At 55.7% G+C, this 26,501-nt stretch carries 28 protein-coding genes and 2 pseudogenes; 11 read left to right on the top strand and 19 right to left on the bottom strand.

All coding sequences use genetic code 11. The features are described 5' to 3' along the window. Positions 1 to 12 precede the first annotated feature (12 nt). A complete protein-coding gene (locus WFK59_RS01295) occupies positions 13 to 339 on the bottom strand; it encodes a hypothetical protein (RefSeq protein WP_233984955.1) in 327 nt (108 codons plus the stop codon). A 353-nt stretch (positions 340 to 692) separates the two neighbouring features. Between WFK59_RS01295 and WFK59_RS01290 the strand changes: the two genes are divergently transcribed. Further along, positions 693 to 1,922: an AI-2E family transporter gene (locus WFK59_RS01290; protein ID WP_233984956.1), complete on the top strand. Its 1,230-nt coding sequence runs from the start codon at positions 693 to 695 to the stop codon at positions 1,920 to 1,922. Between the two features lie 48 nt (positions 1,923 to 1,970). Here WFK59_RS01290 and WFK59_RS01285 read toward each other — a convergent pair whose 3' ends face one another. The 3 genes from WFK59_RS01285 to WFK59_RS01275 all read right to left on the bottom strand — a co-directional run bounded on the left by WFK59_RS01285 (position 1,971) and on the right by WFK59_RS01275 (position 3,144). After that, entirely contained in the window at positions 1,971 to 2,288 is a 318-nt protein-coding gene (locus WFK59_RS01285; RefSeq protein ID WP_233984957.1) for a hypothetical protein, read from the bottom strand. Positions 2,289 to 2,427: 139 nt separating this feature from the next. Next, positions 2,428 to 2,853, bottom strand: coding sequence for a DUF4186 domain-containing protein (locus WFK59_RS01280; protein WP_336754845.1), 426 nt, complete (start codon positions 2,851 to 2,853; stop codon positions 2,428 to 2,430). A gap of 18 nt (positions 2,854 to 2,871) precedes the next feature. Further along, positions 2,872 to 3,144, bottom strand: a complete 273-nt coding sequence (locus WFK59_RS01275) for a cupin domain-containing protein (RefSeq protein WP_094119599.1) — start codon at positions 3,142 to 3,144, stop codon at positions 2,872 to 2,874. Positions 3,145 to 3,315: 171 nt separating this feature from the next. On the opposite strand from WFK59_RS01275, the gene WFK59_RS01270 reads away from it, so the two are divergent. Beyond that, complete coding sequence (locus WFK59_RS01270) at positions 3,316 to 4,206, top strand: lipid kinase (protein ID WP_336754844.1); 891 nt, start codon at positions 3,316 to 3,318, stop codon at positions 4,204 to 4,206. 19 nt (positions 4,207 to 4,225) lie between these two features. On the opposite strand, the gene WFK59_RS01265 is transcribed toward WFK59_RS01270, so the two are convergent. The 7 genes from WFK59_RS01265 to WFK59_RS01235 form a co-directional block, all read right to left on the bottom strand. Further along, the gene (locus WFK59_RS01265) at positions 4,226 to 4,459 is read right to left on the bottom strand and encodes a hypothetical protein (RefSeq protein ID WP_233984960.1); all 234 of its coding nucleotides are present in this window, start codon (positions 4,457 to 4,459) and stop codon (positions 4,226 to 4,228) included. Between the two features lie 223 nt (positions 4,460 to 4,682). After that, the gene (locus WFK59_RS01260; RefSeq protein WP_094119596.1) at positions 4,683 to 5,132 is read right to left on the bottom strand and encodes a DUF421 domain-containing protein; all 450 of its coding nucleotides are present in this window, start codon (positions 5,130 to 5,132) and stop codon (positions 4,683 to 4,685) included. A 12-nt stretch (positions 5,133 to 5,144) separates the two neighbouring features. Then, positions 5,145 to 5,654 (bottom strand): hypothetical protein, encoded by a 510-nt coding sequence (locus WFK59_RS01255; protein WP_336754843.1) that lies wholly within the window; start codon positions 5,652 to 5,654, stop codon positions 5,145 to 5,147. Between the two features lie 65 nt (positions 5,655 to 5,719). Then, positions 5,720 to 6,655: a cytochrome d ubiquinol oxidase subunit II gene (locus WFK59_RS01250; protein ID WP_336754841.1), complete on the bottom strand. Its 936-nt coding sequence runs from the start codon at positions 6,653 to 6,655 to the stop codon at positions 5,720 to 5,722. 9 nt (positions 6,656 to 6,664) lie between these two features. Then, positions 6,665 to 8,029: a cytochrome ubiquinol oxidase subunit I gene (locus tag WFK59_RS01245; protein WP_233984963.1), complete on the bottom strand. Its 1,365-nt coding sequence runs from the start codon at positions 8,027 to 8,029 to the stop codon at positions 6,665 to 6,667. 387 nt (positions 8,030 to 8,416) lie between these two features. Beyond that, positions 8,417 to 9,382 (bottom strand): magnesium and cobalt transport protein CorA, encoded by a 966-nt coding sequence (locus WFK59_RS01240; RefSeq protein ID WP_094119683.1) that lies wholly within the window; start codon positions 9,380 to 9,382, stop codon positions 8,417 to 8,419. Positions 9,383 to 9,485: 103 nt separating this feature from the next. Beyond that, the gene (locus WFK59_RS01235) at positions 9,486 to 10,520 is read right to left on the bottom strand and encodes a DUF481 domain-containing protein (RefSeq protein WP_233984964.1); all 1,035 of its coding nucleotides are present in this window, start codon (positions 10,518 to 10,520) and stop codon (positions 9,486 to 9,488) included. 244 nt (positions 10,521 to 10,764) lie between these two features. Here WFK59_RS01235 and WFK59_RS01230 point away from each other — a divergent pair, with 244 nt between their 5' ends. From WFK59_RS01230 to WFK59_RS01220, 3 genes are all read left to right on the top strand, one after another. Continuing rightward, entirely contained in the window at positions 10,765 to 11,091 is a 327-nt protein-coding gene (locus WFK59_RS01230; protein WP_233984965.1) for a four-helix bundle copper-binding protein, read from the top strand. A 172-nt stretch (positions 11,092 to 11,263) separates the two neighbouring features. Beyond that, on the top strand, positions 11,264 to 11,692 hold the full coding sequence (locus tag WFK59_RS01225; RefSeq protein WP_233984966.1) for a MarR family winged helix-turn-helix transcriptional regulator: 429 nt from the start codon (positions 11,264 to 11,266) through the stop codon (positions 11,690 to 11,692). Between the two features lie 30 nt (positions 11,693 to 11,722). Next, positions 11,723 to 12,463, top strand: a complete 741-nt coding sequence (locus WFK59_RS01220; protein ID WP_336754839.1) for an NADPH-dependent F420 reductase — start codon at positions 11,723 to 11,725, stop codon at positions 12,461 to 12,463. Positions 12,464 to 12,667: 204 nt separating this feature from the next. Here WFK59_RS01220 and WFK59_RS01215 read toward each other — a convergent pair whose 3' ends face one another. Next, positions 12,668 to 13,264, bottom strand: coding sequence for a DUF1349 domain-containing protein (locus WFK59_RS01215; protein ID WP_233984968.1), 597 nt, complete (start codon positions 13,262 to 13,264; stop codon positions 12,668 to 12,670). A 322-nt stretch (positions 13,265 to 13,586) separates the two neighbouring features. Here WFK59_RS01215 and WFK59_RS01210 point away from each other — a divergent pair, with 322 nt between their 5' ends. Next, the gene (locus tag WFK59_RS01210; RefSeq protein WP_233984969.1) at positions 13,587 to 13,823 is read left to right on the top strand and encodes a DUF2171 domain-containing protein; all 237 of its coding nucleotides are present in this window, start codon (positions 13,587 to 13,589) and stop codon (positions 13,821 to 13,823) included. 563 nt (positions 13,824 to 14,386) lie between these two features. Beyond that, on the top strand, positions 14,387 to 14,875 hold the full coding sequence (locus tag WFK59_RS01205; RefSeq protein WP_336754838.1) for an isochorismatase family protein: 489 nt from the start codon (positions 14,387 to 14,389) through the stop codon (positions 14,873 to 14,875). A gap of 138 nt (positions 14,876 to 15,013) precedes the next feature. Here WFK59_RS01205 and WFK59_RS01200 read toward each other — a convergent pair. Then, positions 15,014 to 15,155 (bottom strand): annotated as a pseudogene (locus WFK59_RS01200) (RidA family protein); the annotation flags it as partial. Between WFK59_RS01200 and WFK59_RS01195 the strand changes: the two are divergent. Then, positions 15,120 to 15,665 (top strand): annotated as a pseudogene (locus WFK59_RS01195) (TetR/AcrR family transcriptional regulator); the annotation flags it as partial. The pseudogenes WFK59_RS01200 and WFK59_RS01195 sit on opposite strands and share 36 nt — an antisense overlap. A 131-nt stretch (positions 15,666 to 15,796) precedes the next feature. Here the strand turns inward: WFK59_RS01195 and WFK59_RS01190 are convergent. From WFK59_RS01190 to WFK59_RS01170, 5 genes are all read right to left on the bottom strand, one after another. Then, positions 15,797 to 17,179 (bottom strand): heavy metal sensor histidine kinase, encoded by a 1,383-nt coding sequence (locus tag WFK59_RS01190; protein ID WP_336754836.1) that lies wholly within the window; start codon positions 17,177 to 17,179, stop codon positions 15,797 to 15,799. Continuing rightward, positions 17,176 to 17,850, bottom strand: coding sequence for a heavy metal response regulator transcription factor (locus WFK59_RS01185; protein ID WP_233984973.1), 675 nt, complete (start codon positions 17,848 to 17,850; stop codon positions 17,176 to 17,178). Before WFK59_RS01185 ends, WFK59_RS01190 begins: the two co-directional genes overlap by 4 nt. Before the next feature lie 23 nt (positions 17,851 to 17,873). Continuing rightward, the gene (locus WFK59_RS01180; protein WP_336754834.1) at positions 17,874 to 18,635 is read right to left on the bottom strand and encodes an alpha/beta fold hydrolase; all 762 of its coding nucleotides are present in this window, start codon (positions 18,633 to 18,635) and stop codon (positions 17,874 to 17,876) included. Between the two features lie 436 nt (positions 18,636 to 19,071). Beyond that, positions 19,072 to 19,293 carry a hypothetical protein gene (locus WFK59_RS01175; protein WP_233984975.1) on the bottom strand — a complete coding sequence of 74 codons (222 nt, stop codon included), beginning with the start codon at positions 19,291 to 19,293 and terminating at the stop codon, positions 19,072 to 19,074. A 279-nt stretch (positions 19,294 to 19,572) separates the two neighbouring features. Further along, on the bottom strand, positions 19,573 to 20,487 hold the full coding sequence (locus WFK59_RS01170; RefSeq protein WP_336754832.1) for a LysR family transcriptional regulator: 915 nt from the start codon (positions 20,485 to 20,487) through the stop codon (positions 19,573 to 19,575). A gap of 128 nt (positions 20,488 to 20,615) precedes the next feature. On the opposite strand from WFK59_RS01170, the gene WFK59_RS01165 reads away from it, so the two are divergent. Genes WFK59_RS01165 through WFK59_RS01155 form a run of 3 tightly spaced genes read left to right on the top strand, consistent with a single transcriptional unit; the run spans position 20,616 to position 24,295 of the window. Further along, positions 20,616 to 21,926: an MFS transporter gene (locus WFK59_RS01165; RefSeq protein WP_233984977.1), complete on the top strand. Its 1,311-nt coding sequence runs from the start codon at positions 20,616 to 20,618 to the stop codon at positions 21,924 to 21,926. Between the two features lie 18 nt (positions 21,927 to 21,944). Then, positions 21,945 to 23,033, top strand: a complete 1,089-nt coding sequence (locus WFK59_RS01160; protein WP_336754830.1) for a tartrate dehydrogenase — start codon at positions 21,945 to 21,947, stop codon at positions 23,031 to 23,033. Between the two features lie 2 nt (positions 23,034 to 23,035). Further along, the gene (locus tag WFK59_RS01155) at positions 23,036 to 24,295 is read left to right on the top strand and encodes a glycerate kinase type-2 family protein (RefSeq protein ID WP_233984979.1); all 1,260 of its coding nucleotides are present in this window, start codon (positions 23,036 to 23,038) and stop codon (positions 24,293 to 24,295) included. Between the two features lie 325 nt (positions 24,296 to 24,620). On the opposite strand, the gene WFK59_RS01150 is transcribed toward WFK59_RS01155, so the two are convergent. Further along, positions 24,621 to 26,303 carry a DUF262 domain-containing protein gene (locus WFK59_RS01150; RefSeq protein WP_336754829.1) on the bottom strand — a complete coding sequence of 561 codons (1,683 nt, stop codon included), beginning with the start codon at positions 26,301 to 26,303 and terminating at the stop codon, positions 24,621 to 24,623. Positions 26,304 to 26,501: the final 198 nt, after the last annotated feature.

Genomic DNA, 26,501 nt, shown 5'->3' with positions numbered 1-26,501 from the left:
GGCGTCAGCCAGCTACGCCAGACGCTGGCTGCACTTTGCGGCTTTTAGCGACTGCAACTGTTGCAGTCGCGTATCCGCCTTATGGCTGGCGCTGAGCTTCGCAATGCCATTACCGAGACCGAAATCCCCGACGAACCCCAACAGGGTCAGCGCATCGAAACGGCCGGTGTGATCAATCTCGCCCTGCACGTCGTGCGCTTTCACGATCTCCTGATCCAGCATTTTGCAATCCAGCATCGCCGTCTCTTCCGGCGTTACCACGGCTGCCTGTGGATACTGTTTGGTGGCGCAGCCGCTTAGCAGCATTACCAGCACGCCTGACATCACTATTCTGTTCATGATTGACCGCCATCGTTTCATTGCCCTTAGCGGTATATCGGCAGCGCAACCTGCGATCGTGAATCTGTTTGCTACCAATAATGGGCGAAACCGCTACGCTAAGGTAGGATTTAGCGCGTCGGAATAAAGCGAAGCGCTTTCCGTCAGCAAAGTCAGGTTGTGAGCGGGATCGCTCCGTTTATTATTTCCACCTTATCTTTCAAATTGTTAGCCAGAATAGTGTTGTTGCTGGCAGCTGTTACAGAGTCAAAGCCTGACGCGACATTCGCCGGATAGCCCTCGCGTAAGCGAGACTATGCGCAGAACAGACGGCATTCAGGGTTTTCAGGGGACGTTTACCATGAGGTTTTTCCATGCGTTTTAAAGGATTGAATATCGGATTTTTCATTCTGATTCTGGCGATTGCGACTCTCGCCTTTTTTGAGGTGCTTTCACCCTATTTCTCGCCGATTCTCTGGGCGGCGATTCTGGCGGTTATTTTCCATCCGCTAAAAACCTACCTGCGTACCCGGCTGGGCGAACGCAACGGCCTGGCCGCCTTGCTGACCCTGCTCTGTATCTGTCTGATTGTGTTCACGCCACTGGCGATTATCGCCTCGTCGCTGGTGGTGGAAACCAATGCGGTCTATCACAAGCTCCAGACCAACTCGGCGCAGTTCCCGGTGGTGTTTGCCGACCTGTTGCAGCATCTGCCGCGCTGGGCGAAACATTACCTGGCTGAAAATAATCTGGATAACGCCACCCAGATTCAGGAGAGGCTCTCGTCGTTCGCCCTGAAGGGAGGACAGTATGTGGCGGGCAGCGCTTTCATCATCGGTAAAGGCACTTTTAGCTTTACCGTCGGCTTTGGCGTGATGCTCTACCTGCTGTTTTTCCTGCTGAAAGATGGTTCCTACCTGGTGCATCTGATTCTGGAAGCGTTACCGCTGTCGACCTACGTTAAGCATCACCTGATGGTGAAGTTCGCTGCGGTGGCGCGCGCCACGGTGAAAGGCACCGTGGTGGTCGGGATCGTTCAGGGGATACTCGGCGGTCTGGCATTCTGGTTTACCGGCATCGACGGCAGCCTGCTGTGGGGCGCGCTGATGGCGTTCCTGTCACTGATCCCGGCGGTGGGTTCTGCCATCATCTGGGTACCGGCGGCCATCTTCTTCTTTGCGACCGGCGCACTGTGGAAAGGTCTGTTCCTGGTCGGCTTCTTCGTGGTGATTGTTGGGCTGGTGGATAACATTCTGCGTCCGCTGCTGGTAGGCAAAGATACCAAAATGCCGGACTACCTGATCCTGATCGCCACGCTGGGCGGCATGGAAATCTACGGCATTAATGGCTTTGTGATCGGTCCGGTGATCGCCGCGCTGTTTATCGCCTGCTGGAATCTGCTGTCGGGCCGCGACAACCGCGAGAATATCGAAGAGATTGATGAAGAGGTGATCGAGGAAGGCAAGAAGCAGTCAGATACCGCCGCCGAAGCTGCTGCTGAAGCCGCCGCAGCGGCAGCCGATGCCGCCGCCGAAGCGGAGATCAAAGTCTCGGCACTGGCCGCCGCCGAAGCGGAAAAAAACGCCAGCGCGAGTAAGAAATAAAAAAAACCCACCTTAGGGTGGGTTTCTTTTTTCTGCAAACCAGCCGACTTAGTTGGTCGCTTTGTTTTTCAGGTCTTCAGCACCCTGCTTGGTTTTATCCCAGCCTTTCTCGGTGCCTTCTTTAGTTTTGTTCCAGCCTTTCTGCGCCCCTTCGGTCACTTTGCTGCTGGTGGCATCACTTTTGCCTTCAGCCGCATGCTCGGACTTGAGTTTCATCTCTTCGCCCTGATGCTGCGTCTGATGCAGTTTTTCTTTAGCGGTATCCGCGCCTTTATGCGCTTCCGCAACGGTGTTGTCTGTGGTGGTCGCGGCAAAGACTGGCGAAGCCAGTAAAATAGCAGACAGTGCAATAATTGTTTTCTTCATAATTCCCTCTGTATTGAATAGTTGCCGTGTCAGGTTTTAATCCTGGCATAGCGCTGCCAGGAAAGATTTAAGAATAAACCAGGAATGAAAAAGGGCCAGTTTTCGCCAGAAAAAGCGCTATTCGCCCGATATTCCCCCCTCACCATAACGCCAGTTGCGGATCGTCATCCGGTTTCACCTGCGCTTTTTGCGGTCGGGCAGCCGGTGCCGGCCGCTGCATCTGAGCCGCTATCCACTGCAGCAGCACCGCTACCACATACGCCTGCTGCTCCGCGCTGAGCGGCTGGTCCGGGGCAATCTGGTGCCATTTACTGAGACAGCCACGGCAACAGGTAGCGGTCGCATGCTGGGCGATAAACACCGGATGGCCGCGCATCGGCGTCTGCTTACCGTCGTTAGCGGGCCGGGCCGGTGCCAGCCGCCGGGCGATAAACTCTGCCGCATGCTGGCGCAGTGTCGCCTCATCCCGGCTGCGAACATAGTCATATTCTGCACGCCCCAGCCGAAAGCGCTGGCGAAACGGTGACTGCGCCAGGCGGTTAAAAAGATCGTCAATAGAGGTCATAGCATCCCGATAGCCGGCTTAATCGTATTTCCGTCCCGCCAGATAACGCACACCCTGCGGGCCAAACGCCTCACGATGCAGTTCATTCGGCTGAAGATGGAAGGTGTCGCCGGGATGATAGGTGGTATCGCTCTGTTCGGTGCTGATGGTGATATCACCACTGAGAATCAGGGCCAGCGCCTCAAAGGGATGGACATGATTATCGAGTTGCGTGGCGGGTGCGCGCTCAACCAGTACCGGCTCATCAAAACCCTGTTCGGCTAACAACGTTCTGAATTCGTGTTCCGTCATTGTTCCTCCTGCGTGTGGACCTGAACATTAGCAGTGTAGACGATCTTTATTATCAGTCGGTACGCCTGTCGCGCTGCGTAAAGTAGCGCAAGGCGGGTTGTTCCCCGGCACAACAGGTGCTGTACTTGCCGGCTCATGACTTTTGTAATGCCATAAGGATAGGCCACAGCGATGTCTGAACAGGTTAAAACCGCCCTGCTATTGATTAATCAGCGTTCACGTAAAGGACAAACCGACGCCAGCCGCGCCAGAGGGCTGCTCGCCGACTACGGCATTCGATTGCTGCAACCGGATGAACAGGATTCGCGCAGCTACAGCGAACTGATCGGCGCCTATGCGGATCGCGTTGATGCGGTGATTGTCGGCGGCGGTGACGGCACCCTCAATGCCGCTGCGCCCGGTCTGATGCAAACCGGTCTGCCGCTCGGCATTTTACCGCTCGGCACCGCCAATGATTTCGCCCGAACCCTGGGCATCAGTCCGCGTCTGGAGCAGGCGGTGAAGATTATCGCGGATGGACAACTGCGCCCGGTCGATCTTGGCGAAGTGAACCAGCATCTGTTCCTTAACGTCTCCAGCATCGGTTTTTCCGCGCAGCTGGCGCATCATCTGACGGCAGAATCGAAAAAGCGCTGGGGCGTTGCCGGCTATGCGCTGGCCGCCTTCCGGCTGCTCCGTCAGAGTCGCCCTTTCAGCGCCACGCTGATCCATCAGGGCGAACGGACGCCGATTAAAACCGTACAGATCTCAGTGGGCAACGGACGGTTTTATGGCGGCGGCATGACGGTTGAACAGCAGGCCGCTCCTGATGATGGTCTGCTGGATGTTTACAGTCTGGAATTGCAACAGAGCTGGCAGTTGATCGCGCTGCTGCCCTACCTGCGGCGTGGAACCCATGGGCGCTGGCGTAACGTGCGGGCATTTTCGACGACCGAACTGACCATTGAGACCCGTCGCCCGCATGACATTAATGCGGACGGCGAGATTGTCGGACAGACGCCAGCACATTTTCGCCTGATTGCGAATGCGCTAAAGGTGTATGCGCCGTCAGATAAACCCTGAGCCGGTGACAACAGTAGAATCAGGGCTTTTCCGCATTTTCTTCTGCGTAATCAATATGTTCTGACAGGTTAACCACCAGCTTTTTCGCCATCTCAATCGTCATGCCGAAATAGAGTGACTCCTGCTGACGTTTGGTGAAGGGTGCCTGAGGATCGTGGTAGCCAAATTGCAGCACCAGCGCCTGATGACCGGGTAACGGCCCGACATGCCAGCCGGTGACCGGATAGAAGGTAAAACGACTAAAATTATTCACTTTAAACCTGACCGTGAAAGCATAACGCTGATTGGGAGTCAGGCCAGCTCTGGTTATAAAAACGTGAGTGGAAAGCTAAGTCTGAACGAAATCCACAGAATCACAAGGGAAACGGCAGGAATAAGCGAAGCGTGAGGCAAAAGCCGCCAGCGGCTAATTTATTGATACGAAATAAAAAAGCCGTACCGGCAAACCACTCTGCGACAGCACGGCCAGAAGGTGATTATTTTTGCGGCTGCGGGATGACAGAAATGTGGCCGTTCACCTCCAGCACCGCATATTTAATCTGATCAAAACGCTCAAGCCCCTGACTGGAGCGCGCGGCTTCCAGCACATCATCAGGGCTGATGCCGGTCATTTTCATCCGTTCAGTCAGTAAATTGCCATGCTCCACCAGAATCACCGGCCCGCCATCAATCGCCTGCTCCACCACCGGAAAACGATTTTTCAGTTTCCCCAGCAGGATATCGATCGTGACCAGCGTGATAATGGTCAGGGCAGCCCCGGTGACCGAAAAATCGTCTCCCAGCAGCGCCTGCTGGGTCGCTTCACTGATAATCAACAGCAGGATTAAATCGAACGAGGTCATCTGCAGCAGGGTGCGTCTGCCGGCAATTTTGATCACCACCATCAGCACCAGATAGATACCCGCTGCACGTAATACCGTTTCCATAACGCACTCCTGTCAGGGATAAATCCATTGGGTAAAACGGGCCGGCGGACGATCGCCGCTGCTGACGCTGACGTGGACCCGGCCAGGACTGCGCGGTTGCAAACCGAGCCAGATAGCGTGATCCGGACCGGTATCACGCGACGAGAAGGTCAGCCGCAGATCGCTGCCGATGGTGATCGCCTCCAGCGGCTGCGGCTGCAGCGTCTGGATCTGCAAATTATCCAGCGCCCCGCTACCCAGGGTGACGCTGAACTGCTCCGCCTGTGGCGACCGGAGCCGGATGGTCATATCCATGTTGCTCTGAACCCGGCCAAACCGCTCATATTCCACCTGAATCGCGCTATCCGGCGACTGGGTTGTGCCATTACTCAGCACCCCTTTTGAAAAAAGTCCGCAGGCACCCAGAATCACCAGCAAGATCAGGAGGTACTCGCCGACGCGCTGAATCAGCCATTCGCGGCGTATCCAGCGAACATCTTCTTTGATCGGGTAATCCCGACTGCTGATATGATCTTTTTTCACTGTGGCATCGTCTCCTGTCTGCACAAACCAAACTGAACGCTGACTAAAGCATAGCGGGAGTCCGATTATTTACCGCGACGTTCAATCCAGAACGACCAGCTGTGGTAAAGCAGCGTCAGCGGCATGGCGATCGCCGCACCCACCAGCACAAAACCCTGGGTGGCCGGGGCCGATGCACTGTCATTGATGGCGAAATGGTACGGCACTAACCAGGGATAGAGACCACACAGCAGGCCGATAAACACCGCAGCTATCAGCATCAGCGTCACAATCAGTTGCACCAGCGGTCGGGCGCGCCACAGCGCCAGCGGCAAAGCAATCCACAGCATGACAATCGCCACGCCAGCCACTTTACCCAGCGGCCGCTGCCAGCTTTGCTGCCAGAGGTCGGCGTTAAGATAGAGCTCAAGCAGAAACAGCATCAGCGCCAGCAGCCACCACAGCCAGCTCTGCGCTTCGGCCAGCGGCTGAACCTTCTCCCCGATGCGCCAGCCGATCCAGCAGCAGGCCAGCAGCGAATTGATCGCCACTAAGCCTGCGCCGCTGATCAGCGGAACCAGGCTGAGCCCGTCAGGCAGGCCGCTATGCGGCTGAGCGCTGATGATCATCCCGGCGCACCAGCCCTGAATAAAGGTCGCCAGGGCCGAACTGCTGGCCATGATACGGTCGAGCCAGTGGCGCAGCCGGGTGCTGCTCTGGGCGCGATACTCCAGCGCCATCGCCCGCACCACCAGCGCCAGTAACATAACAAACAGCGGCGCGCTTAACTCACTGAGCAGCAGACTGTAGACCGGGGGAAACAGCGCCAGTAAACCGCCTGCGGCCAGCACCAGCCAGGTCTCATTAGCATCCCAGACCGGCAGAATGCTGTGGGTCATCAGTTCACGCTGCTGATTATCGTGAAACCAGAAGAACAGCATACCCACGCCGAGGTCGGTGCCATCCAGCAGCAGATAGAGCAGCAGCGAGAAACAGATGATCAACGCAGAGAGATCGGCCATGACGAACTCCTAATTGGGCGTTTTCAGCTGAATGACCACCGGGTTTCCCGACGGCAGTTCACCTTTAATCCGGCGCAGCAGATAGTGTAAGCCGAGGGCAAACACCAGCGCGTAGATCAGCAGTACCGCCAGAAAAATGCCCAGCGTGGTGCTCAGCGCCAGCGGCGACACGCTCTGAGCGGTGCGCACCATGCCGTAGACCGTCCACGGCTGCCGCCCGACCTCGGTGACCACCCAGCCCGACAGCAGCGCGACAAAGCCCGCTGGCGTGAGCCACGTCAGCCAGCGCAGTAAGCGCCACGAAACCGGCAGCCGTCCACGCCAGCGCTGCAGGTTCGCCACCAGCGTGGTCAGTAAGATCGTCATCCCCAGCCCCACCATCAGGCGAAAGGCGAAAAAGACCGGCAGCACCGGCGGGATCGCATCGGCGGGAAATTCACTCAGGCTTTTAATGTGGCCGGAAAGATTGTGCCGCAGATAAAGCGATCCGAGATTGGGCAGGCTGATCTCCAGATGGTTGCGCTGCGCCTGTTGATCCGGCACGGCAAACAGCCGCAGCGGCTCGCCCTCACCCGGCGCAGGCGGATGCCAGCCGCCTTCGATGGCGGCCAGTTTGGCGGGCTGATAGTCGCGGGTATTTTCACCGTGCAGATCGCCGAGTACGATCTGCACCGGAACGGCGAACAGCAGAAAGGTCAGCGCGCTGTTGAGCATCAGTCGCGACGCGGCCTCCGCCTTGAAATGCCGCAGCCGCCAGGCCGCCACGCCCATAATCAGCACCGCCACGGCAATCAGTGACGCCATCACCATATGGCTGAAGCGCCACGGAAAGGAAGGTGACAGCAAAATCGATTGCCAGCTGTCAGCGAGAAAAACGCCGTTCTCATCGCGGGTGAAGCCGACTGGCGTATGCATCCATGAGTTGGCCGCCAGTATCCAGAACGCGCTAAGCAGCGCCCCGAACGCCACCAGACAGGTGACGGCAAAATGCACGCCAGGACGGATGCGGTTAAAGCCAAACAGCATCACGCCGGTCAGCGCCGATTCGAGAAAAAAGGCGACCAGCACTTCGTAAAACATCAGCGGACCGATAACGCCACCCACCTGATGAGAGAAGCGCGCCCAGTGGGTACCGAACTGAAACTCCATCACCACGCCCGAAACCGCGCCAATCGCCACCGTCAGGGAGAAAATCGTCAACCAGAAGTGCAGCGCATCACGGGCAGCCTGCTGTTTTCCCCACAGCCAGCGCGCTTCAAACCATACCAGAAAAGGGGCCAGCCCCAGCGTCAGTGCCGCCAGGGTAATATGCATCCCCATCGTCAGCGCAAACTGCGCCCGGGCAATGATCAACACCCAGTCGTTCTCATTCACGATCGGACGTACCCTTAGCGACGTGCGCAAGCGGGCCATCGCCAGAGAGGACCAGGCGCAGAGGATGAGTCCGTTCTGTCATCAGAATGTCTCCGGTTATAAGCACGTTCACCGGCTACTGCTGAAATATCAGCAACGCAAACGGTTTTTCGCCGGGGCGACGTATTTAACAAGGTATTATCAGCGTAGCGAAGAAATATAAAGGCAGCTAGTTAAGGATTGGTCGGAATAAAGAATCCGGGCCATCTCAGGATTATCCTGAATTGATAATGACGTGACTCAAGGTATGAAAATGATTATTTTCTGCGTTGGTTATCGCTGCGCTTAAATAAGATTAAGCGCAGCGCGTTAATAAGCTGCCGCGTCATCTCTCCGCGGTCTCTGCCGCTACAGCCAGCCTGAACGGCGGAGTTTTGCCCACAGTCCGCCGCACGCCAGCAGCGTGATGCCCACCGCCAGCGGGTAACCATAGAGGGACTTCAGCTCCGGCATATGTTCAAAGTTCATGCCATACATGCTGAATACCACGGTCGGGATCACCAGAATCGCGCCCCAGCCCGCCAGCTTTTTTACCACCTCGTTCTGCTGCACCGTCACCAGCGCCAGATTGACCTGCATGGCGCTGGTCAGCATCTCGCGCATATCCTCAGCGTCGGTCACCACATGACGTGCGTGATCCTGCACGTCGCGAATATAGGCCCGCAGCGGACGGGGGATCAGATCTTCATGCAGGTGAATAAGCTGGTTACAGATCTCCTCCAGCGGCAGCGCCGCGTTACGCAGCGTCAGCAGATGACGACGCAAGGTGTAGACCGCCTGCACCGACTGACGATCAAACTCGCTTTTGAACAGATCGTTCTCCATCTGCCCGACCCGCTCATTCAGCGAGGTTGAGAGTTCAGCATAGCGATCAACAATAAAGTCGAGCAGGCAATAGAGCGGATAACCAGGTCCCAGTTTAAGCAACGCCGGATTCTCCGCAGCCCGCTGACGTACCGGGGAGTAGCTCTCCGAAGCGCCGTGACGGATGCTGATCAGAAAGTTTTTTCCGACAAAGAAATGGGTTTCGCCCAGTTCGCAACTGTCATCTCTGGCGCGTACCGTCTTGACCACGATAAACAGCGATTCGCCATAATGCTCAATTTTCGGCCGCTGATGGGCGTAAAGCGCATCTTCAACCGCCAGTTCGTGTAGCCCGAACTCCTCTTTAATTTTCGCCATGAATGCTGGATCAGGCTGCCACAGGCCCAGCCAGATAAAGGCATCCGGCTGTTTAATTACTTCACTGATCTGCTCAACATCCACCTCTTCGCCTGCGCATCCCGGACGATAGACCCTGCTGCTTACGATCATCTTCTGCATTCTCCCTTTATCGGTATCAGCAGCTTAGTCAAAGCCGGGCCGGCATCCTAAGAAAAACGGTAAAGATTTGCTGCAACCATTAACGCGACCGGCCTTACCACTTCACGCCTAAGCCGGTGGAGAATGTGCCTTCATTCAGGGTGTCCGGCGTGCCGCTGACCAGGTTGCGGTGATAGCCCAGATGCAGGGTTGACCAGGAGGTCAGGGTATAACGCAGGCCCACCTCCGCATCCAGCGTAAATACCCCATCATCATCCAGCGAATGGCCGACGTCGCCGTTACTGTAGAGCGTGACCGATTTGCCCAGCAGGTAACGCTGGTAGCTCCAGCGCACCGACGCGCCAAAATGATTCTCCTCGCGGCCATCGCTGTAGCCATAGCCAAAAGCGCCGCCCAGTATCGACACCGAGAACGCACTCAGTTCGGTATCCCACAGCTGGTAGCCGGGACCGGTGCCAATCAGAGCCTGACGCGAAAGATCCTCTACCCAGTCGCGTTTGTAGGTGGCGCGGGTTTGCCAGAAGAACTGCTCTCTGAACAGGTAATCAAAGGCGTAGCGCAGGCTGTAGTTGTCGGTATTGACGTCTTCATTTTCCTGCTCGCGGTTGTAGGTTGCACCGATATCGTGACGCCATTTGCCCTGCGCCAGTTTGGTATTGAGGGAAAAACTGTAATCGTCGGTTTTGGTCGAGGCTTTTTTGACCTTCATGCCGGCGTCGATATTGCCGGTCCACGACAGCTGATCGGTGCGCACTTTGGCTTTCATAAACTCATCGATACGCTTTACCGAGACTTTCTCTTCGCGCTCATTGCGTTCCACCCAGACATAACCCGGATCGGAGGAGGAGAGCCGCACCTGATAGTGCTCGCCGGTCTTTTTGTTTTCGACGTTGACCGGATTATCGCTCGCCAGGGTACTGACCACATTCCAGTCGAGGGTCACCGTGCCGGCATAGGCGGTCTCGATCGCCAGTTTACCGTCGCTCAGATAGCGCACCGTGCCGGTCAGCCGGTCGCCATTATTCAGCCAGACGGTATCCGCAGCGGCCTGCTCTGCCCATCCGGCACAGAGGCCCACCACCAATAGCGGACTGATGAGGTGTTGCTTCGGGCCAGTGATGCGATGCATAGCGTTCCCTGTTAAGGCGTCGTCGTCTTTTACGGGCAATGAGGCACCGCTGATTCAGGCTTAATAATTAAGACTATATCGCGCCGATATGCAATGCCGCTTAACAGGCACCGTTTATCAGTTGGCCACTGCAGCAAAAATAAGCGAAGTGCGGAAAAGGTTATTAACTTATTCGTTATTTGCATAATCCGCGATCTTTTCCAGGATTAAGGAGGTAACCCGAAACAGAAATAAAGGAGGCAACATGAACGAAGAATTTAAAAAGTGCATTGAGGCCTGTTATCTGTGTGCGGCGGCCTGCGATAACTGCGCGGCGTCCTGCCTGCAGGAAGAGAACCTTGAGATGATGCGAAACTGTATCCGGCTGGATATGCAGTGCGCCAATATCTGCCGTCTCGCGGCACAGTTTATGACCCTGCAAAGTGAGTCGGCCCGCCAGCTCTGCCAGCTGTGTGCTGAAGTCTGCCAGCAGTGCGGCGATGAGTGCGGTCAGCATCAGCACGATCACTGCCAGCACTGCGCTAAAGCCTGTCACCACTGCGCTGAAGCGTGCCGTAACATGGCCGCCTGAGCGTCCTGATACCGGCATCGCCCCTGTGCCTATCGGCCAGGGGCGAACAGCCCTGCCCGATAGAGCCGGTCTGAAAACCGCACAAATTACCTGCGCTGCCGCCTTTAATCTCTGCGTCACTTACCCTACACTTTTATCTGTTGCACTAGATAATCAAACACAAGGTAAAAAGATGAGCAGCGAGTCTCGTGCCGACATCGGCAAACAACTGTCGTTCGCCCTGTATGGCGCGGCCAGCCGGATGAACCGGATGCATAAGCCCTTTTTAGATCCGCTCGGCCTGACCTTTCCGCAATATCTGGTGATGCTGGAGCTGTTCAGCGAGACGCCGCGCACCGTGGGCGATCTGGGTATGAAACTGGGCATGGATACCGGCACCATCACGCCGGTTCTCAAGCGCCTGGAATCGGCTGGCCGGATCGTGCGTACCCGCGATCGTCATGATGAGCGGCGCGTTCTGATTACGCTGACTGATGAGGGTGCCGCGCTGCAGCAGACGCTGTGGTCAATCACCGACAGCATCAAATCCGCCTGCAACATGACGGATCAGCAACTGGCTGCGCTGCGCGACACCCTGCTCAACTTCGCCCATCCGGCGTAGTCATTACTCTCAACCACAACGAGGCAGACGATGAATATCAGCATTATTGGCGCAGGCAATATCGGCGCAACCCTGGCACGTAAACTGGCCGCCGCCGGTCACCGTATCCGGCTGGCTAACTCACGCGGCCCTGACTCTATTCAGGCACTGGCAAGCGAAGTGGGTGCCACGGCAGTAACGCGCGAGGCTGCGGTTCAGGATGCAGAGGTGATTATCCTGGCGATCCCGTTTGATAAACATCCGCTGATGACCAGCCTGTTAAACGCCGCGCCGTCAGAAGCGATCATTATTGATACCAGCAACTACTATCCGTTCCGTGACGGCGATATCGCGGCACTCCGGAATGGTCAGACGGAAAGTGACTGGGCCAGCGAGCAGCTGCATCGTCCGGTGATCAAAGCGTGGAATGCGGTGCTGGCGGCAACGCTGGCCGATAAAGGCCAGCCGGCGGATCAGCCCGGACGTCTGGCGATCCCGGTAGCCGGTGACGATCCGCAGGCCAGAGCGGTCGCGATGTCACTGGTCGAGGCGACCGGTTTTGATGCGGTTGATGCCGGATTGCTGAATGACTCATGGCGTCAGCAGCCGGGCACGCCCGCCTACTGTACCGAACTGACAAAGCCGGCGCTGATTGCCGCCCTGCAGGCCGCCGATCGCCAACGCGCGCCGCTCAACCGCGATGCGTTAATCAAAGAGTTTATGTCTGCCGGAGAGCTGACACACGAGGCGATCGTGGCGCGCAACCGGGCTGTGACGGCCAGAAAGGAGTAAAGAGCAAAGCATGACCCGATTAAACGCAGCGGTGTCCTGAGCCGGTATGCTGAGTTTCAGACAGAGGATGCAGCGACGTCGCTTGTAGCGGGGATTTCTGCCGATACCGCGCCGCAGCAGAGGCAGCGCGTCCCCTCTGAATGCAACACTCAGCCGTGGGAGTGGATCTCAGCGAGTCGCTGATCTCTCACGGCTATGCACCGTTTACGACAGGTCGTGCAGCGCTTTGCCGGACGGCGGGCTGATGATGAAGTCACTAAAACCGATCGCCAGCCCCTGGCGTTCGGGTGAGCAACCCATCACTCCGACAAAGCGCCGCGCATGGCCTGGCCACGGACAGAGACGTAACAGCGGCCAGTGCTCACCATCACTGGAGTACTGAATGCGCAGCGCCTCATTAACCAGCGTCGCCCGCAGCCAGAAGGTGCGCGGATCGCCGGGAAACAGACCGGTTGACCAGTCGGATCTTTCGCGCGTCACCACACAGCCCATCGCGGGCTGGTCATCATTAAATTCAATTCCCGCCTTAACCCAGTGCGTCTCATCATCCTGAATAAACAGCCCGGCCTGATCGTAGAGCTGGCTGAAATCCGCCCTGACCTGCACCTGTACGGTAAAGTCCTCATCGATCCAGAATCCATAAGCGTGCCCGCTGTGCCGCTCAAAACCGTACCAGGTGCGCTGCCAGAAATCGCTGTTAAGCGCCGTTTCGAAGCGTAGTTGATCTTTTTCAAGGCGGTGGTGCGGTGGCGGGTTAATCCAGACGCCACCCTGATGGTTAAACGAATCGATGACTGTCATTACGTCTCCTGTTGAGGTGGACTGGCCGTGCAGAACTCTCCTCTATCTTAGCGGCCTTCAACTGATGCGTCGCTGAAGCGCTGATGATGGAAAGCGATTCGCAAAGTCTGTATTCGCGTTCGCTATTGGCCTGGGCCAACGCAGCGACAATATTATTTTCATTATTGAGTGGTCTTATATTTCCGCCAAATAAGCCTTTATTATGCAGGATGTTAAGCTAAAAATATTTCATTTTGTTAATATACTGGCGTAATTCAGGTTCAGCAGCCAGGATTAATTCGTCTGAGGCGATGACCTCACAAACGAATAAGGAGAAATCACCATGGTAGATAAATCACAAATTTTAGACCACGCTCAGGTCGTTGATGTTAATGGTGAACACGTAGGGATTGTTGACCATTTTGAAGGCGATGACAAAATTAAGCTGGCAAAAAGCGATCCTGAAGCGGGTGGACAACACCATATTATTCCCTTTAGCTGGGTGAAAGAGGTGGATGATAATAAAGTCATTCTCTCCAAAGCGAAGGCAGATGTTGAAAGCGAGTGGCAATCTGCCTGATTCGCTGGCCGTGGCCCAGGCCACGGCACTGCTTTTCGTGGCAATGCAATTTTATCTTCAACATTATCTCTCCCCACAACTTACCCTCATAACGGGCAATCCATAACACTCATCCCCTCAGCGATCGTTAAATCCACTCCTCAAATAAGCAGACAACTTTTATCGCCATTAATATTCAGAAACAGATATTCAAAGTATAAGACGACGTTTAATTTTCTATCCCGCTGTGCTAAGAATAAGCTGTCTTAAAATAAACCCCCCAGCCCCAAACACCCTTCAAACCAAAGCGGCCTTCAGGATATTTTCACTGCTTTCGGCACTATCAATACAATGCCGCTGCTGTGGCTGGCCTGACATCAGAAACGGGTAACGGCTTCAGCCACAACAACGTCGCCGTGATCGGGCGATGATCGGCTGGCCTGATGCCACAGATACAATGCCCTGCCCGCTTACCGGGCAGCTAATGCGATGCGGTCGCCGGGAAGATATTCATCATCGGCGCGGTCGTGACCGGGTAGCTGACCAAAAAGTTTTCTTTCCTCCCTGCTAATAAAGGATTCACCATGAAAAATGCCCTGATCGTGATTGATATTCAGAATGACTATTTCCCCGGCGGAGCCTTTCCGCTTGAGGCCGCCGAAGAGGCGTGCAAGGCGGCCGTTAACGCGATTGATGACGCGCGGGAAAAGGGATGGCTGATCGTCGGCGTTCAGCATATCGCCACGGCTGAAGCGCCGTTTTTCCGTCCGGATACCGCAGGCGCCGCGTTTCATCCTGATATCGCGGCGGCGCTGGAGAATGCACCCGTGGTGGTTAAGGCGGAAGCGGACAGCTTTTTTAACACCAATCTTGAATCGTTACTCAGCGAACACGGTATTACCGATATCTATCTCACCGGCATGATGACCCAGCACTGTGTGACGCATACGGCGCTCTCACCCCAGAGCCAGGCCATGAAAGTCCACATTATCGCAGCAGGCTGTGCCGCGCCTTCCCGTGCGCTGAGCGATCTCGCCCTCTCCGGCCTACGTGTCCGGTGTAGCGTGGAGTAACAGGCACTGAACTCAACCGCGCCAGGTTCAGGCAGCGGAACCCACATTACCCCGATCAGACCGCCGGTATGCCTTCCACCGGCGGTCTCTTGCCACAAAGCGGCCCGCCACCATTGAATCAGCGTCAGACGCCCAGCATCAGCGGTTATCCGCCGGCTCAGGCAGCCGGGCAATTACCTTAATTTCAAAATCAAAACCCGCCTACCGCGGTCCAGTTCGGGTAAGACGCCTCTGTCCATATTTCATTTTTAATCTCCAGCACGGTGGCAAACTGGTTTTTGCTGCCAGGAAGCCTTTGCCGAACAGGGATTGGCCGCCGCCTCAGTCCGCCAGCGTCGGGCTCACCCGCGGTGCGCTGTATCATCATTTCGGTGATAAAAAGGGGCTGCTGGCCGCGGTGGTGGCGCAGGTCGACAGCGAGATCGCGCTGCGTGCCAGAGAGGTGGCCGCTAGCGCCGATTCGGACTGGGAAAAACTGATGCGGGAGGGTGCCGCTTACATTGAAATGGCGCTCGACCCGGAAGTGCAGCGTATCGTCTTGCTGGATGGCCCGGCTTTTCCTGGCGATCCCGGCCGCTGGCCGAGCCAGAATGCCTGTCTCGACGCCACCCGCAGCGCACTGGCGGAAATGGCCGCAAGCGGCGCGCTCAGGCCGGTCGATACTGAAGCGGCCGCGCGCTTACTCAATGGTTCGGCTTTTAATGCCGCCCTTTGGGTCGCAGTGAGCGAGAACCCTGCCATCACGCTGCCAAAAGCGATTGAAGCCTTCAGGCTGCTGGCGAGTGGATTGCTGTCGACCAGCAACAGGCTGCTTTGTGTCACTTTTTCGCTGGCCTATTGCTATCATCGGGTCACCCGCAAACGTCTCCGTCACCAGACCCGCCGCTAAGGCACATATGCCTGACTGTCATGTTCCGGCGATCACGCCGGCTGTGGAAAGCGCAGCGTGAAGCGCGTGATGCCGTGCGCACTCTGCACCTCACAACGTCCCTGATGGCGTTGCATAATGCTGCGCACAATAGCGAGCCCTAACCCGCTGCTGCCCTGATGCCGTGACGCATCGGCGCGCCAGAAACGATCAAAAACGCGTGCCTGCTGGTCAGCGCTCAGCGTCGGGCCGTGATTTTCCACCACCAGTTCGACCGCCGATGGCAATACCCTGCTACTGATTCTCACCGGCGTGCCGGCATCGCCATAGCGCAGCGCATTGGCCATCAGGTTGGCCAGCGCGCGTTGCAGCAACAGCGGATCGGCCTGCAGTTCACCGTTTAACGCCATCTCCAGCCGCATCGCTTTTTCCTCCGCCATATCGTCGAAATAGCTCCGCAGCTTCTCGCCCAGCGACGCCAGATCGATACGCTGTTCATCCCGTGCCTGACTGGCATCTTCCGCTCTGGCAAGAAACAGCATGTTGTCGATCATCTTCGCCAGCCGTTCCAGTTCTTCGTAGTTGGAGCCGAGCAATGCCTGATAATCACCCAGGCTGCGGGTCTGGCTCAGCGCCACTTCGGTCTGCCCCAGCAGCGTGCCGATGGGCGTGCGCAGTTCATGCGCCATATCCGCCGAGACCTGACTCAACTGCTGATAGCCGGTTTCGAGGCGACTCAGCATCTGATTAAACGCCGCCACCAGCGGCTCTAATTCCGCCTGCGCCTGTCCGGGCATCCGTCGTGCTAAATGACGCACATCGATCGCTTCCGCCTCTGCCGCCAGGCTGCGCAGCGGCGACAGCGCGCGTCGCACCAGCCAGATGCTGATGGCCGCCACCAGCACGGCCGCCAGCGTGGTCGCCAGCACTATCTGGTCGCGGTAATGCTGCAGAGTCTGGGTGCGGTCGCGCATCAGGCGGCCGGTCACGATCTCAATCTGGCCGTTGCCATCGCGGGTTGGTGCCAGCGCCGCCGCCGAGATAAACGGCGTGCCGCCTGCGCTGACAAGATGATGCACCGACGACAGCGTCAGCGGCTGGTCAGCCGGAATCGGCGTGATGGCAGGCAGAGGACGCTGTCCCGGATTCACCACAATCAGCGGCGGCTGGCCGGGAAACCGCAGCACCAGCAACGACTCGGTATTGCCGAGCATGTTGGCAAACAGGCGGGGTTTTTGCTGGATCAGCGTGATGGCATCTTCATCGCGCAGCAGCGTACGAATCTGATCGATGCGCGTCAGCAGGGCGGCATCGTCCCGCACGCTGATTTGCGTTGCCAGTGAGTGATAAAGCGCGTAACCACAGAGTGAAAAAATAACGATCACCGTGACGCTGAGCATCAGCGACAGACGCAGCGTCAGAGAATGGCGCTTCACGCTTCGGCTTCGCAGCGATAACCCACGCCATGCACGGTGTGAATCAGTGGTTGAGCAAACGGACCATCAATTTTCTGACGCAGACGCTTCACCGCCACATCAACCACGTTGGTGTCGCTATCAAAATTCATGTCCCAGACGCGGGAAGCGATCAGCGTCCGGGTCAGCACTTCGCCCGGATGCAGCAGAAACAGGTGCAGCAGGTTGAACTCTTTGTTGGTGAGATCGATGCGCTGGCCACCGCGCTCGACGCGGCGTTTAAAGACGTCGAGCTGCAAATCGGCCAGCGTGAGAATGTCCGGCAGCTTCTGCTGGCTGCCGCGCCGCAGTTGAGTACGGACGCGCGCCAGCAGTTCGGCAAAGGAAAAGGGTTTAACCAGGTAATCATCCGCGCCCAGCTCCAGTCCTTTGATGCGATCTTCCAGCGTGCCTTTGGCGGTCAGGAAGATCACCGGAGTGTGGATCTGTTGATCCATCTCCGCCATCACCTGCCAGCCATCGATGCCGGGCAGCATCACGTCGAGCAGGATCAGATCGTAGTGATGCTCACGGGCATAGAACAGACCATCCACGCCATTGTCCGCCACGTCGACGATGAAGCCGGCTTCCGTCAATCCTTTGCGCATGTAATCACGCGCTTTGGCCTCATCTTCAATCACCAGAATTTTCATGCGCCTCTTCCCGCGGGTTGTTTTCAGGGCTGTGCCTGTTGTGCGGCTTGCTCGATCAATTTTACAACATCCTCAGGATGTGACTGATAGACCGAATGGCTGGCACCGGCAATTTCTACCGTATGGCTGTGCGCACGTCGGGCGTACATCCGCTCCAGATCGGGACTGATAATTTTGTCAGCTTTCGCCACCATGTACCAGCTGGGCCGGGTTTTCCACGCCGGATCGGCAATGTTAGCGGTGAACACCGCGGAGTTGGTTGGCATCTGCGCATGTGCCTCAAAGTCAGCCTGCGCGGCGGGCAGGTCGGCAGCAAAATCGCTGTGATAATACTGTGGCGCAATCGTCAGATAGCCATCGGCCGATCGGGCAAACGGATGGGCGCTGTTGGGGAATTTTTTCCCGTTGCTGGCCTCGGTTTCGCCGTTGTCCAGCGCATGAGCGGCAATGTACACCAGCCCTGCCACTTTACTGTCGTTACCCGCTTCACTGATGATCGCCCCGCCGTAGCTGTGGCCGACCAGAATCACCGGCCCATTCTGCTGATCGATAATCCGTCGCGTTGCCGTCACATCCTCTGCAAAACTGGTCAGCGGCTCCTGTACCAGCGTCACCTGATAGCCGTCATGCGTCAGCCGATCATAGACCGGCCGCCAGCCCGCGCCGCCAACAAACGCGCCGTGTACCAGCACAATATTTTTTACCGGCTGCGACTGCGCTTGCGCCTCACCGCCGGCGACAGCCAGCAGCATACCCAGGGCCAGGGTGATGGTATTCAGTTTCATTGTCATACTCCTGATTGTGAAAGTTCACCTTCAGAATAAGCAACCGGCCCTGACATCAGGGTGAGCGAGTAATGACAAAAGAATGACAGCGGCAAGCGGACGGTTGTCGCGGCCCGACCACGGATGAGCTATCTGGTTCTGCTGCAGCAGATAAAGGGCTTAGCGGTTTCAGGGAGAGTTCACCGGGGATTAAGGTCAGCTCATCTGAAAGGACTCGCTGAATGTCTGAATAAACGTCCGCTTCGGGCTGCGAGTTCTGCTGCCCCGGCCGCGCCTCACTTTATCCTTTATTTTTTCGGCTGTTATGGCTTCATCGCTGATTAATACCATGCCACGGCTTTCAACCCTGGCCAGCCAGCGACTGAAATCTGGCTGATATCAGTCGCTACTGAACCAGGGTTAATTCAAACAACGCTGTAGCAAAGGTTAAAGGGTGTTACTTCTGACTTTGCTGTTGATTTTCCGCTTCTTTCTCTTTTTTCTTAGCCATGTGATGACCTACCGCGCAGCCAGCAGCGGCTCCTGCAACACCGTGATGGGCAACATGACCAGCGACGCCGCCGACCGCCGCCCCTTTCAGGCATCCCTTCGCCTCAGCCTGCATGCTCATGCCGAAAAGGAGGCCAGCAACCATGATGCCAAACGTTAACTTCTGCATATTTTTTTCCCTGTAATAACTGGCGTGTTCCAGTCAGGTACAAGCATAGCCAGTGAAAAGCTGACTTCCTGCAGGAATGGCTAAAACTCAAACTTGTTTACCAGTGGTTACGTTTATCACCGACCCGGCGGGCTTTTCAGGCGTTTGACGGGTAATCCTCTCTGGCTGGCGCGCTGACGGGCAACGCCCTTATCTGGCCGAAAGCATCACCACGCTATCGGGAAGTCTGATCTGGCGGCCGTTCCACCTCGCCAGCGCCCTGGGTATGCATGAAGATCACTACAGATCTTTCGTCAATATCTCGCTATTGTCCGCCAGGATATTAAGTACGGCATTCACATATCTGTCCCTGTTTCCCTGGTGCCACATCACACAGAGCGGCAGCCCTTCAATTTCCATATCATTGACCGGTGCCAGCGGCAGGTACTTTACGCCATCCGCGTTCATGTTGCGGTAAGAGGAAGGAACGAGCGCCACGCCCAGCCCGGCAGCGACAAAGCTCAGGATGGTCTGTTTTTCCTCGGCATACTGCGCAATCACCGGATATCGGCCCGCCGCTCTGAACAGGTTCATCGTCAGGTCATGGCTGTGAGGCCGGGTGCGTCTTTCCGGCACGATGACGGGCTCGTCGCAAAAATCGTCGATGCTCACCTGCGCGTAATCCACCAGCCGGTGATGCGCCGGCACCGCCAGCACGCAGGTTTCATTGGCAATAAAGCGCGTGGTCAGGGTGACGTCGGTCTGTTCTGGCGGCCGGACAAAGACCAGATCCAGCCAGCCGGAGGTCAGTCGTGGGATCAGGCTGTGCGATTTATCTTCGCTGATATGGATATCCGCATCAGGAAAGGCGCTGACGAACAGGTTGAGCAGTTTCGGCAGTAATCCCCTCGCCGCGCTGTCAATGGCCCCGATCCGCAATGTCTTTTTCTGCGCAGCGATGTTTTTATGGAACCGCAACCGTAATGCATCAAAATCAGCAACCACGGACTTAGCCTCACTCAAAAACTCTGCGCCTTCCCGGGTCAGAGTCACATTCCGGGTCGAACGATTCAGCAGCCGTATGCCTAAATCCTCCTCCAGCAACCGGATAAAGCGGCTGAGTGACGCAGGCATCATTTCAAGCTTGCGGGCTGCCCTGCCGAAGTGAAGTTCATCACCTACCACCACGAAGCATCTCAGCTGATTTATATCCATTTTTCGCCCGCATTCAGATTATTCAACTTATTTATATAAACCCTTGCCGATGATAACGCCAGTCAAAACAGCATACTGAGTTCACAACAAAACGATAACAACCCTACCTGACTGTGGAGCATCCTGTTATGCACAATGACCTCGAAAAAAAGGTGATGCGCAAAGTAACGCTGCGGATCATTCCTTTTATCATGCTGTTGTATTTCATCGCATTTCTCGACCGGGTTAACATTGGCTTTGCCGCCCTGACCATGAATCAGGACCTGGGTTTTTCGCCGATGGTCTTCGGGATGGGGGCCGGGATTTTCTTTCTTGGCTACTTTCTGTTTGAAGTCCCGTCTAACCTGATTCTGCATAAGGTCGGTGCCCGGATCTGGATCGCCCGCGTCATGATTACCTGGGGACTGGTCTCGGGTTGTATGGCATTTGTGCAGGGCACCACCAGTTTCTATATTCTGCGTTTTCTGCTCGGCGTGGCCGAGGCCGGTTTCTTTCCGGGCATCATTCTTTATCTCAGCTACTGGTTCCCGGCGGTAAAACGTGCGCAGGTCACCGCTATTTTCATGGCCGCAGCGCCGCTCTCTACCGCGCTGGGCTCACCGATCTCCGCCGCGCTGCTGGAGATGCACGGGCTGATGGGTTTTGCCGGCTGGCAGTGGATGTTCGTGCTGGAGGCGATCCCCGCGTTACTGCTGGGCATCGTGGTGCTGTTCTGGCTCACCGACCGTCCGGCTAAAGCGAAATGGCTGACCGAAGAGGAGCGGAGCTGGCTGCAAAACACCATGCAGGCTGAAGAGCAGGCGCGTGCGGTGGGACAGAGCCACAGCAGCGCATGGCGCGGTCTGGCGGATAAGCGGGTGCTGGCACTGGCGCTGGTCTATTTTGGCACCTCGGCCGGCCTTTATACCCTGGGTATCTGGGCACCGCAGATTATTCACAGCTTCGGTGCCTCATCGTTAGAAATCGGCTTCCTCAATGCTTTCCCGGCAGTGATCGGCGTTCTCGGCATGATCCTCTGGGCGCGCCACTCCGACCGGACCAACGAGCGCAGCTGGCACGTTATTGCTGCCTGTCTGCTGGCCGCGGCCGGACTGATTTATGCCGGCAGCGTCAGCACCCTTTTCTCAGTGATTATCGCCCTGACGCTGGTTACCGTCGGGATCAGCGCATCCAAGCCACCGCTCTGGAGCATGCCGACCCTGTTCCTGAGCGGGCCAGCGGCAGCGGCTGGCATCGCTGCCATCAACTCGATTGGCAACCTCGGCGGCTTTGTCGGCCCGATGATGATTGGCATCATCCGCCAGCAAACCGGCAGCTATACCTGGGGACTCTATTTCGTGGCCGGACTGCTGCTGATTTCAGCCCTGACGGTACTGATACTGTCCGGAAAAGCGAAAAAGCCACAGACCACTGAACTTCATCAACCTCACACCCATTAATCGATACGGAGAAACATCATGCGTAACTACTCTATTGCCGCTATTCCTGCTGACGGTATCGGCCCTGAGGTCATCTCAGCCGGCATTGAGGTTCTGAAGGCACTGTCACAGCGCGATCCGCAGCTGAAATTTGATATTCAGACCTTCGACTGGGGTTCCGACTACTACAAACGCTACGGCGTGATGATGCCGGAAGATGGCCTGCAGACGCTGAAAAAATTCGATGCGATCTATTTCGGCGCGGTCGGTGCGCCAGATGTGCCTGACCACATCACCCTCTGGGGGCTGCGCCTGCCGATTTGCCAGGGATTCGATCAGTACGCCAATGTGCGGCCAACCAAAATTCTGCCTGGCGTCACCTCGCCGCTGCGCAACCGCGGACCAGGCGATCTCGACTGGGTGATCGTGCGCGAAAACTCCGAAGGGGAATACTCCGGCAACGGTGGCCGCGCCCATAGAGGTCTGCCGGAAGAAGTCGGTACCGAAGTGGCGATTTTCACCCGCGTCGGGGTCACGCGCATCATGCGTTATGCCTTTAAACTGGCGCAATCCCGCCCGCGTAAGCTGCTGACGGTAGTTACCAAATCCAATGCGCAGCGTCATGGCATGGTGATGTGGGATGAAATTGCCGCTGAGGTGGCGCAGGAGTTTCCGGATGTGCAGTGGGACAAAATGCTGGTGGATGCCATGACGCACCGCATGACGCTACATCCGCAGAGCCTGGATACCATCGTCGCCACCAACCTGCACGCCGATATTTTATCCGACCTGGCGGGCGCGCTGGCGGGCAGCCTCGGCGTAGCGCCGACGGCGAACATCGATCCTGAGCGGCGTTTTCCTTCGATGTTCGAACCGATCCACGGCTCAGCCTTTGATATCACCGGTAAGGGCATCGCCAACCCGATCGCCACTTTCTGGACGGCGGTACAGATGCTGGAGCATCTGGGCGAGCCTGAAGCCGCCGCGCTGATCATGGAAGGCATCGAACATGTCTGCACCCACGGCATCCTGACGCCCGATGTGGGCGGCACGGCAACCACCGCCGATGTTACGCGCGCCGTGGTGCAGTTCATCGAATCCCGTTCAACCGTTGCCGAGAGTGCATAACGATGAGAAACGATCAGGCCGCAGCGATACTGGAGGATATCTTTACGCAGGCGGTTGACAGCGCCCGTCCCGGACCTGTCGTGCCGGCCGCGCTGCCGCGGAAGCCCGCCGGCCGCTGTGTGGTGGTCGGGGCCGGCAAGGCGTCGGCCGCTATGGCGGCAGCGGTGGATGCCGCCTGGCCAGATGTGGAAGTCAGTGGCGTGGTGGTGACGCGCTACGGTCACGCCGTACCCGCCGGACGCATCCGTATTCTGGAGGCGTCTCATCCGGTTTCAGATGCAATGAGTGAAACGGCAGCGATGCTGATTCTGGAAACGCTGCGCGGCCTGACACCCGACGATCTGGTGCTGGCGCTGATATCTGGCGGTGGCTCCGCCGTGATGGCCTTACCCGCGCCGGGTATCACGCTGGCCGATAAACAGTCAGTTACCCGGGCACTGCTGCACAGCGGTGCCAGCATCAGAGAGATGAATCTGGTCAGGCGTCATCTGTCGGCGATAAAGGGCGGCCGGCTGGCTGCACTGGCGCAGCCTGCCCGGGTGGTTTCGCTGATTATCAGCGATGTGCCGGGTGATAATCCGGCGGATGTGGCATCCGGTCCGACGGTGGCTGACAGCAGCACGCCAGAAGAGGCGCTGAAGGTACTGGAGCGCTACGCTATTCCGATCTCCGCAGCAGTTCGCCATGTGCTGAGCCAGCCGACGGCATTATCAGGGATGCTGGCTAAAGGTGAGGTCAGAATGATTGCCACACCCGCGATGGCATTACAGGCCGCGGCCAGCGCCGCGCGTCGTCACGGGATCACCCCGCTGATACTCGGCGATGCTATCGAAGGTGAGAGCCGGGAGGTCGCCACCGTTATGGCGGGCATCGCAAAATCGGTGAAGCAGCACGGTCAGCCGCTGAAAGGGCCGGCTGTGTTGCTTTCCGGGGGAGAAACAACGGTCACGGTAAACGAGGCAAAGGCAGGGAAAGGCGGGCGTAACAGCGAGTTTTTACTTGGGCTGGCCTGCGCACTGCGGGGAGAAAGCGGAATCTGGGCCATCGCGGGAGACAGTGACGGTATTGATGGCACCGAGGAGGCTGCGGGTGCGATGGTTTTTCCGGATACGCTGGTGCGCGGTAAAACCTGCGGACTTGATGCGCTTAGCTATCTGAATGCGCATGACAGCTACAGCTATTTTCATGCGATTAATGACCTGCTGATCACCGGACCGACGTTAACCAACGTTAATGACATCCGGGCCATCTTAATAGGTTAATCTGTGGCTCTCTCTGCAACGGAGAGAGCCACTGTTCATTTTCCCTGAAAGGTGGATCTGGCCCGGCATTTTCTTTCTATTCCTGTCTGCGCAGAACAACAGGGGCCAGCGGTCACTTACCCTCCCTCACCTCTTCTCACTTTATCCGTCACTTTTTCGGCAGCTGATAATCGCAACCTCGTCATCGTTGATGGTGGCGCGTTCCAGTTATCTTCAGGCATAGCCAGTTGAAACCGGCCTCCTTGCCAGAAGGCTTATACAAAAGAGTGAGCAATGTAAGATTAAAAGCAACTCTGTCATCCTGTGCAGAATTGCTCCGGTTGCATTACTCCTCTGAGCTGAGTAATCCCAACTCCTCACATCGCTTAATGATTAGCTGCTGGCGCTTATCAATAAAGCGTTCATAATTTTCGACTTTCCATAATGTTTTTGTTTTTGGGATACAGTGCAAATCGAGAAAGTCTTCTGATTGCTCAGCCAGCCATTTATCGACTGATTTATCACCTTTATCGCCTGCACCATTTTGATGTGCGGGCAGCAACATACAATTTGCCAATTGGTTTATTTCCCAGGCACCATAACGCTGAACTTCGCGTCCTGTAGCGTCGTTCAATTCCTTCTGGTCTTTAAGTATACTGCGCGCAAAAATATGATCTATTTGAGGCTCATGCTGGAATCCACCCGCCCTATACTCCCTGCCATACCAAATATTGAAGAGCAAATGAATATTTCCAGATCCATAGCCACAATAGTTTAATACGTGACTTTCATTAACATGTAAATATTTGTTAGAAGTTTCAATCAATAATTTGATTTTCTTTATATCAAACCCTTCATTTTCTTTTATAGATTTAACCATTTTATCTATAATACTATCTGGCTGACCAGAAAACACTCCAGAAAACAGCGCAGGAACAAAATATTCGTGAAGAATTTTTGATTTAGATAACTGTCCGGGAAAGTGATATTGCAAATAGACTAAAGGAATAAGCGCATTATAAGACGTTAACGCCTTGTGAGAACGGATATAAGTACTGGTGACGATCTCATCTTTAACAAAAAGTAATGCGCTAGCAATATCTGGCCAGTTTTCGCTAATTTCCTTCCTAACCTGGTCGTCCCGAAGTTTATCGACATCATACTTCGCATTATAGCCAAGCACTGTTGTACTAAGCTTAATAAGAAAGTCGCGTGAAAACTGGAATCTTTCATTATCGTTAATTTTATCTAAAAAATCTTCAAATACGATATCAGCATCTTCCCACTCCGTAGAAAGCAGCGTAAACATCAAATCTGATTTATTTAATTTAGTGCCACCAGAGTTAGCGCGAATGAATACTTCAACCACATCTTCAAATTTTAGCGCGTTATCATCCTGGGTGCTATCAATTTCATGATAAAGCAAAACGCTATCATTGCCGAACTCACGCTGAGCAAGACTCAAATTACGTATTGCCTGGCGCCGTTGATTATCAGTGAGTGCCGCAACTTCATCTTCCGCTAGTTCAAAAAGTAAATCCTCCGGAAGACTACCTGAGTAAATAATTTTAGCCAGAGGTACCCACGGCCAGTTTTTTTCTGCAGGTATTTTAAACTCAAACCGATAACGGATCTCCTCTGAACTCACCTGCTCTCCGCTTAAAACATGCAAATGAAGCACTTCGTTATCGATGCAACCTTGTAGAGCAAGATAAAAACTTTGTAATCGTTGCTGCCCATCCAAAACCAGACGTTTTAATTTCTTTGGATTGTGCTGGTAATGACTTTTGAGATCTACTTTGCCGCCATTAAGGTTCTGGATAAAGCTTCGATACTTGATCGGTTCATTCGTACGCCATAATAGCATGGATGATAATGGGTAGCGGCGCATCACTGAGTCACACAATCTGGCAATCTGCTCCTTGTTCCATACAAATTGTCGCTGAATATTTGGCAACCAAAGCCCGTGACCATCGGCATCCGGATTGTTAATCTCTTTAATCATCGAACGTATAGATTTACTTGGCATTTCCATTTCCTCACAGATTAAAACGTATACTTTGCGAACAAATACAATTAACTCAGGGCTGAAAAAGAGTTATCGGCAATTAGAAGAGAAAATTTAATATAATTATTTCCCAACACAAAACCCCATTCATACCCCTGCGACAACTTGTGCCGCAGGCGAACAAAAAACCCTAAAAAATCACCCTCACTCCCTGCGACA

It is taken from the genome of Pantoea sp. USHLN298 (genome assembly GCF_037149395.1).
In the GTDB taxonomy this organism is placed as follows: Bacteria; Pseudomonadota; Gammaproteobacteria; order Enterobacterales; family Enterobacteriaceae; genus Pantoea; species Pantoea astica.
Note: the sequence above shows the minus strand (reverse complement) of the source record. Positions and strands in the feature narration are given on the sequence as shown.

Excerpts from the sequence above, each read along its gene's own strand:
- WFK59_RS01295 (WP_233984955.1), bottom strand. The coding sequence starts at position 339 with ATGAACAGAATAGTGATGTCAGGCGTGCTGGTAATGCTGCTAAGCGGC.
- WFK59_RS01290 (WP_233984956.1), top strand. The coding sequence starts at position 693 with ATGCGTTTTAAAGGATTGAATATCGGATTTTTCATTCTGATTCTGGCG.
- WFK59_RS01285 (WP_233984957.1), bottom strand. The coding sequence starts at position 2,288 with ATGAAGAAAACAATTATTGCACTGTCTGCTATTTTACTGGCTTCGCCA.
- WFK59_RS01280 (WP_336754845.1), bottom strand. The coding sequence starts at position 2,853 with ATGACCTCTATTGACGATCTTTTTAACCGCCTGGCGCAGTCACCGTTT.
- WFK59_RS01275 (WP_094119599.1), bottom strand. The coding sequence starts at position 3,144 with ATGACGGAACACGAATTCAGAACGTTGTTAGCCGAACAGGGTTTTGAT.
- WFK59_RS01270 (WP_336754844.1), top strand. The coding sequence starts at position 3,316 with ATGTCTGAACAGGTTAAAACCGCCCTGCTATTGATTAATCAGCGTTCA.
- WFK59_RS01260 (WP_094119596.1), bottom strand. The coding sequence starts at position 5,132 with ATGGAAACGGTATTACGTGCAGCGGGTATCTATCTGGTGCTGATGGTG.
- WFK59_RS01250 (WP_336754841.1), bottom strand. The coding sequence starts at position 6,655 with ATGGCCGATCTCTCTGCGTTGATCATCTGTTTCTCGCTGCTGCTCTAT.
- WFK59_RS01240 (WP_094119683.1), bottom strand. The coding sequence starts at position 9,382 with ATGATCGTAAGCAGCAGGGTCTATCGTCCGGGATGCGCAGGCGAAGAG.
- WFK59_RS01235 (WP_233984964.1), bottom strand. The coding sequence starts at position 10,520 with ATGCATCGCATCACTGGCCCGAAGCAACACCTCATCAGTCCGCTATTG.
- WFK59_RS01230 (WP_233984965.1), top strand. The coding sequence starts at position 10,765 with ATGAACGAAGAATTTAAAAAGTGCATTGAGGCCTGTTATCTGTGTGCG.
- WFK59_RS01225 (WP_233984966.1), top strand. The coding sequence starts at position 11,264 with ATGAGCAGCGAGTCTCGTGCCGACATCGGCAAACAACTGTCGTTCGCC.
- WFK59_RS01220 (WP_336754839.1), top strand. The coding sequence starts at position 11,723 with ATGAATATCAGCATTATTGGCGCAGGCAATATCGGCGCAACCCTGGCA.
- WFK59_RS01215 (WP_233984968.1), bottom strand. The coding sequence starts at position 13,264 with ATGACAGTCATCGATTCGTTTAACCATCAGGGTGGCGTCTGGATTAAC.
- WFK59_RS01210 (WP_233984969.1), top strand. The coding sequence starts at position 13,587 with ATGGTAGATAAATCACAAATTTTAGACCACGCTCAGGTCGTTGATGTT.
- WFK59_RS01205 (WP_336754838.1), top strand. The coding sequence starts at position 14,387 with ATGAAAAATGCCCTGATCGTGATTGATATTCAGAATGACTATTTCCCC.
- WFK59_RS01185 (WP_233984973.1), bottom strand. The coding sequence starts at position 17,850 with ATGAAAATTCTGGTGATTGAAGATGAGGCCAAAGCGCGTGATTACATG.
- WFK59_RS01180 (WP_336754834.1), bottom strand. The coding sequence starts at position 18,635 with ATGAAACTGAATACCATCACCCTGGCCCTGGGTATGCTGCTGGCTGTC.
- WFK59_RS01175 (WP_233984975.1), bottom strand. The coding sequence starts at position 19,293 with ATGCAGAAGTTAACGTTTGGCATCATGGTTGCTGGCCTCCTTTTCGGC.
- WFK59_RS01170 (WP_336754832.1), bottom strand. The coding sequence starts at position 20,487 with ATGGATATAAATCAGCTGAGATGCTTCGTGGTGGTAGGTGATGAACTT.
- WFK59_RS01165 (WP_233984977.1), top strand. The coding sequence starts at position 20,616 with ATGCACAATGACCTCGAAAAAAAGGTGATGCGCAAAGTAACGCTGCGG.
- WFK59_RS01160 (WP_336754830.1), top strand. The coding sequence starts at position 21,945 with ATGCGTAACTACTCTATTGCCGCTATTCCTGCTGACGGTATCGGCCCT.
- WFK59_RS01155 (WP_233984979.1), top strand. The coding sequence starts at position 23,036 with ATGAGAAACGATCAGGCCGCAGCGATACTGGAGGATATCTTTACGCAG.
- WFK59_RS01150 (WP_336754829.1), bottom strand. The coding sequence starts at position 26,303 with ATGCCAAGTAAATCTATACGTTCGATGATTAAAGAGATTAACAATCCG.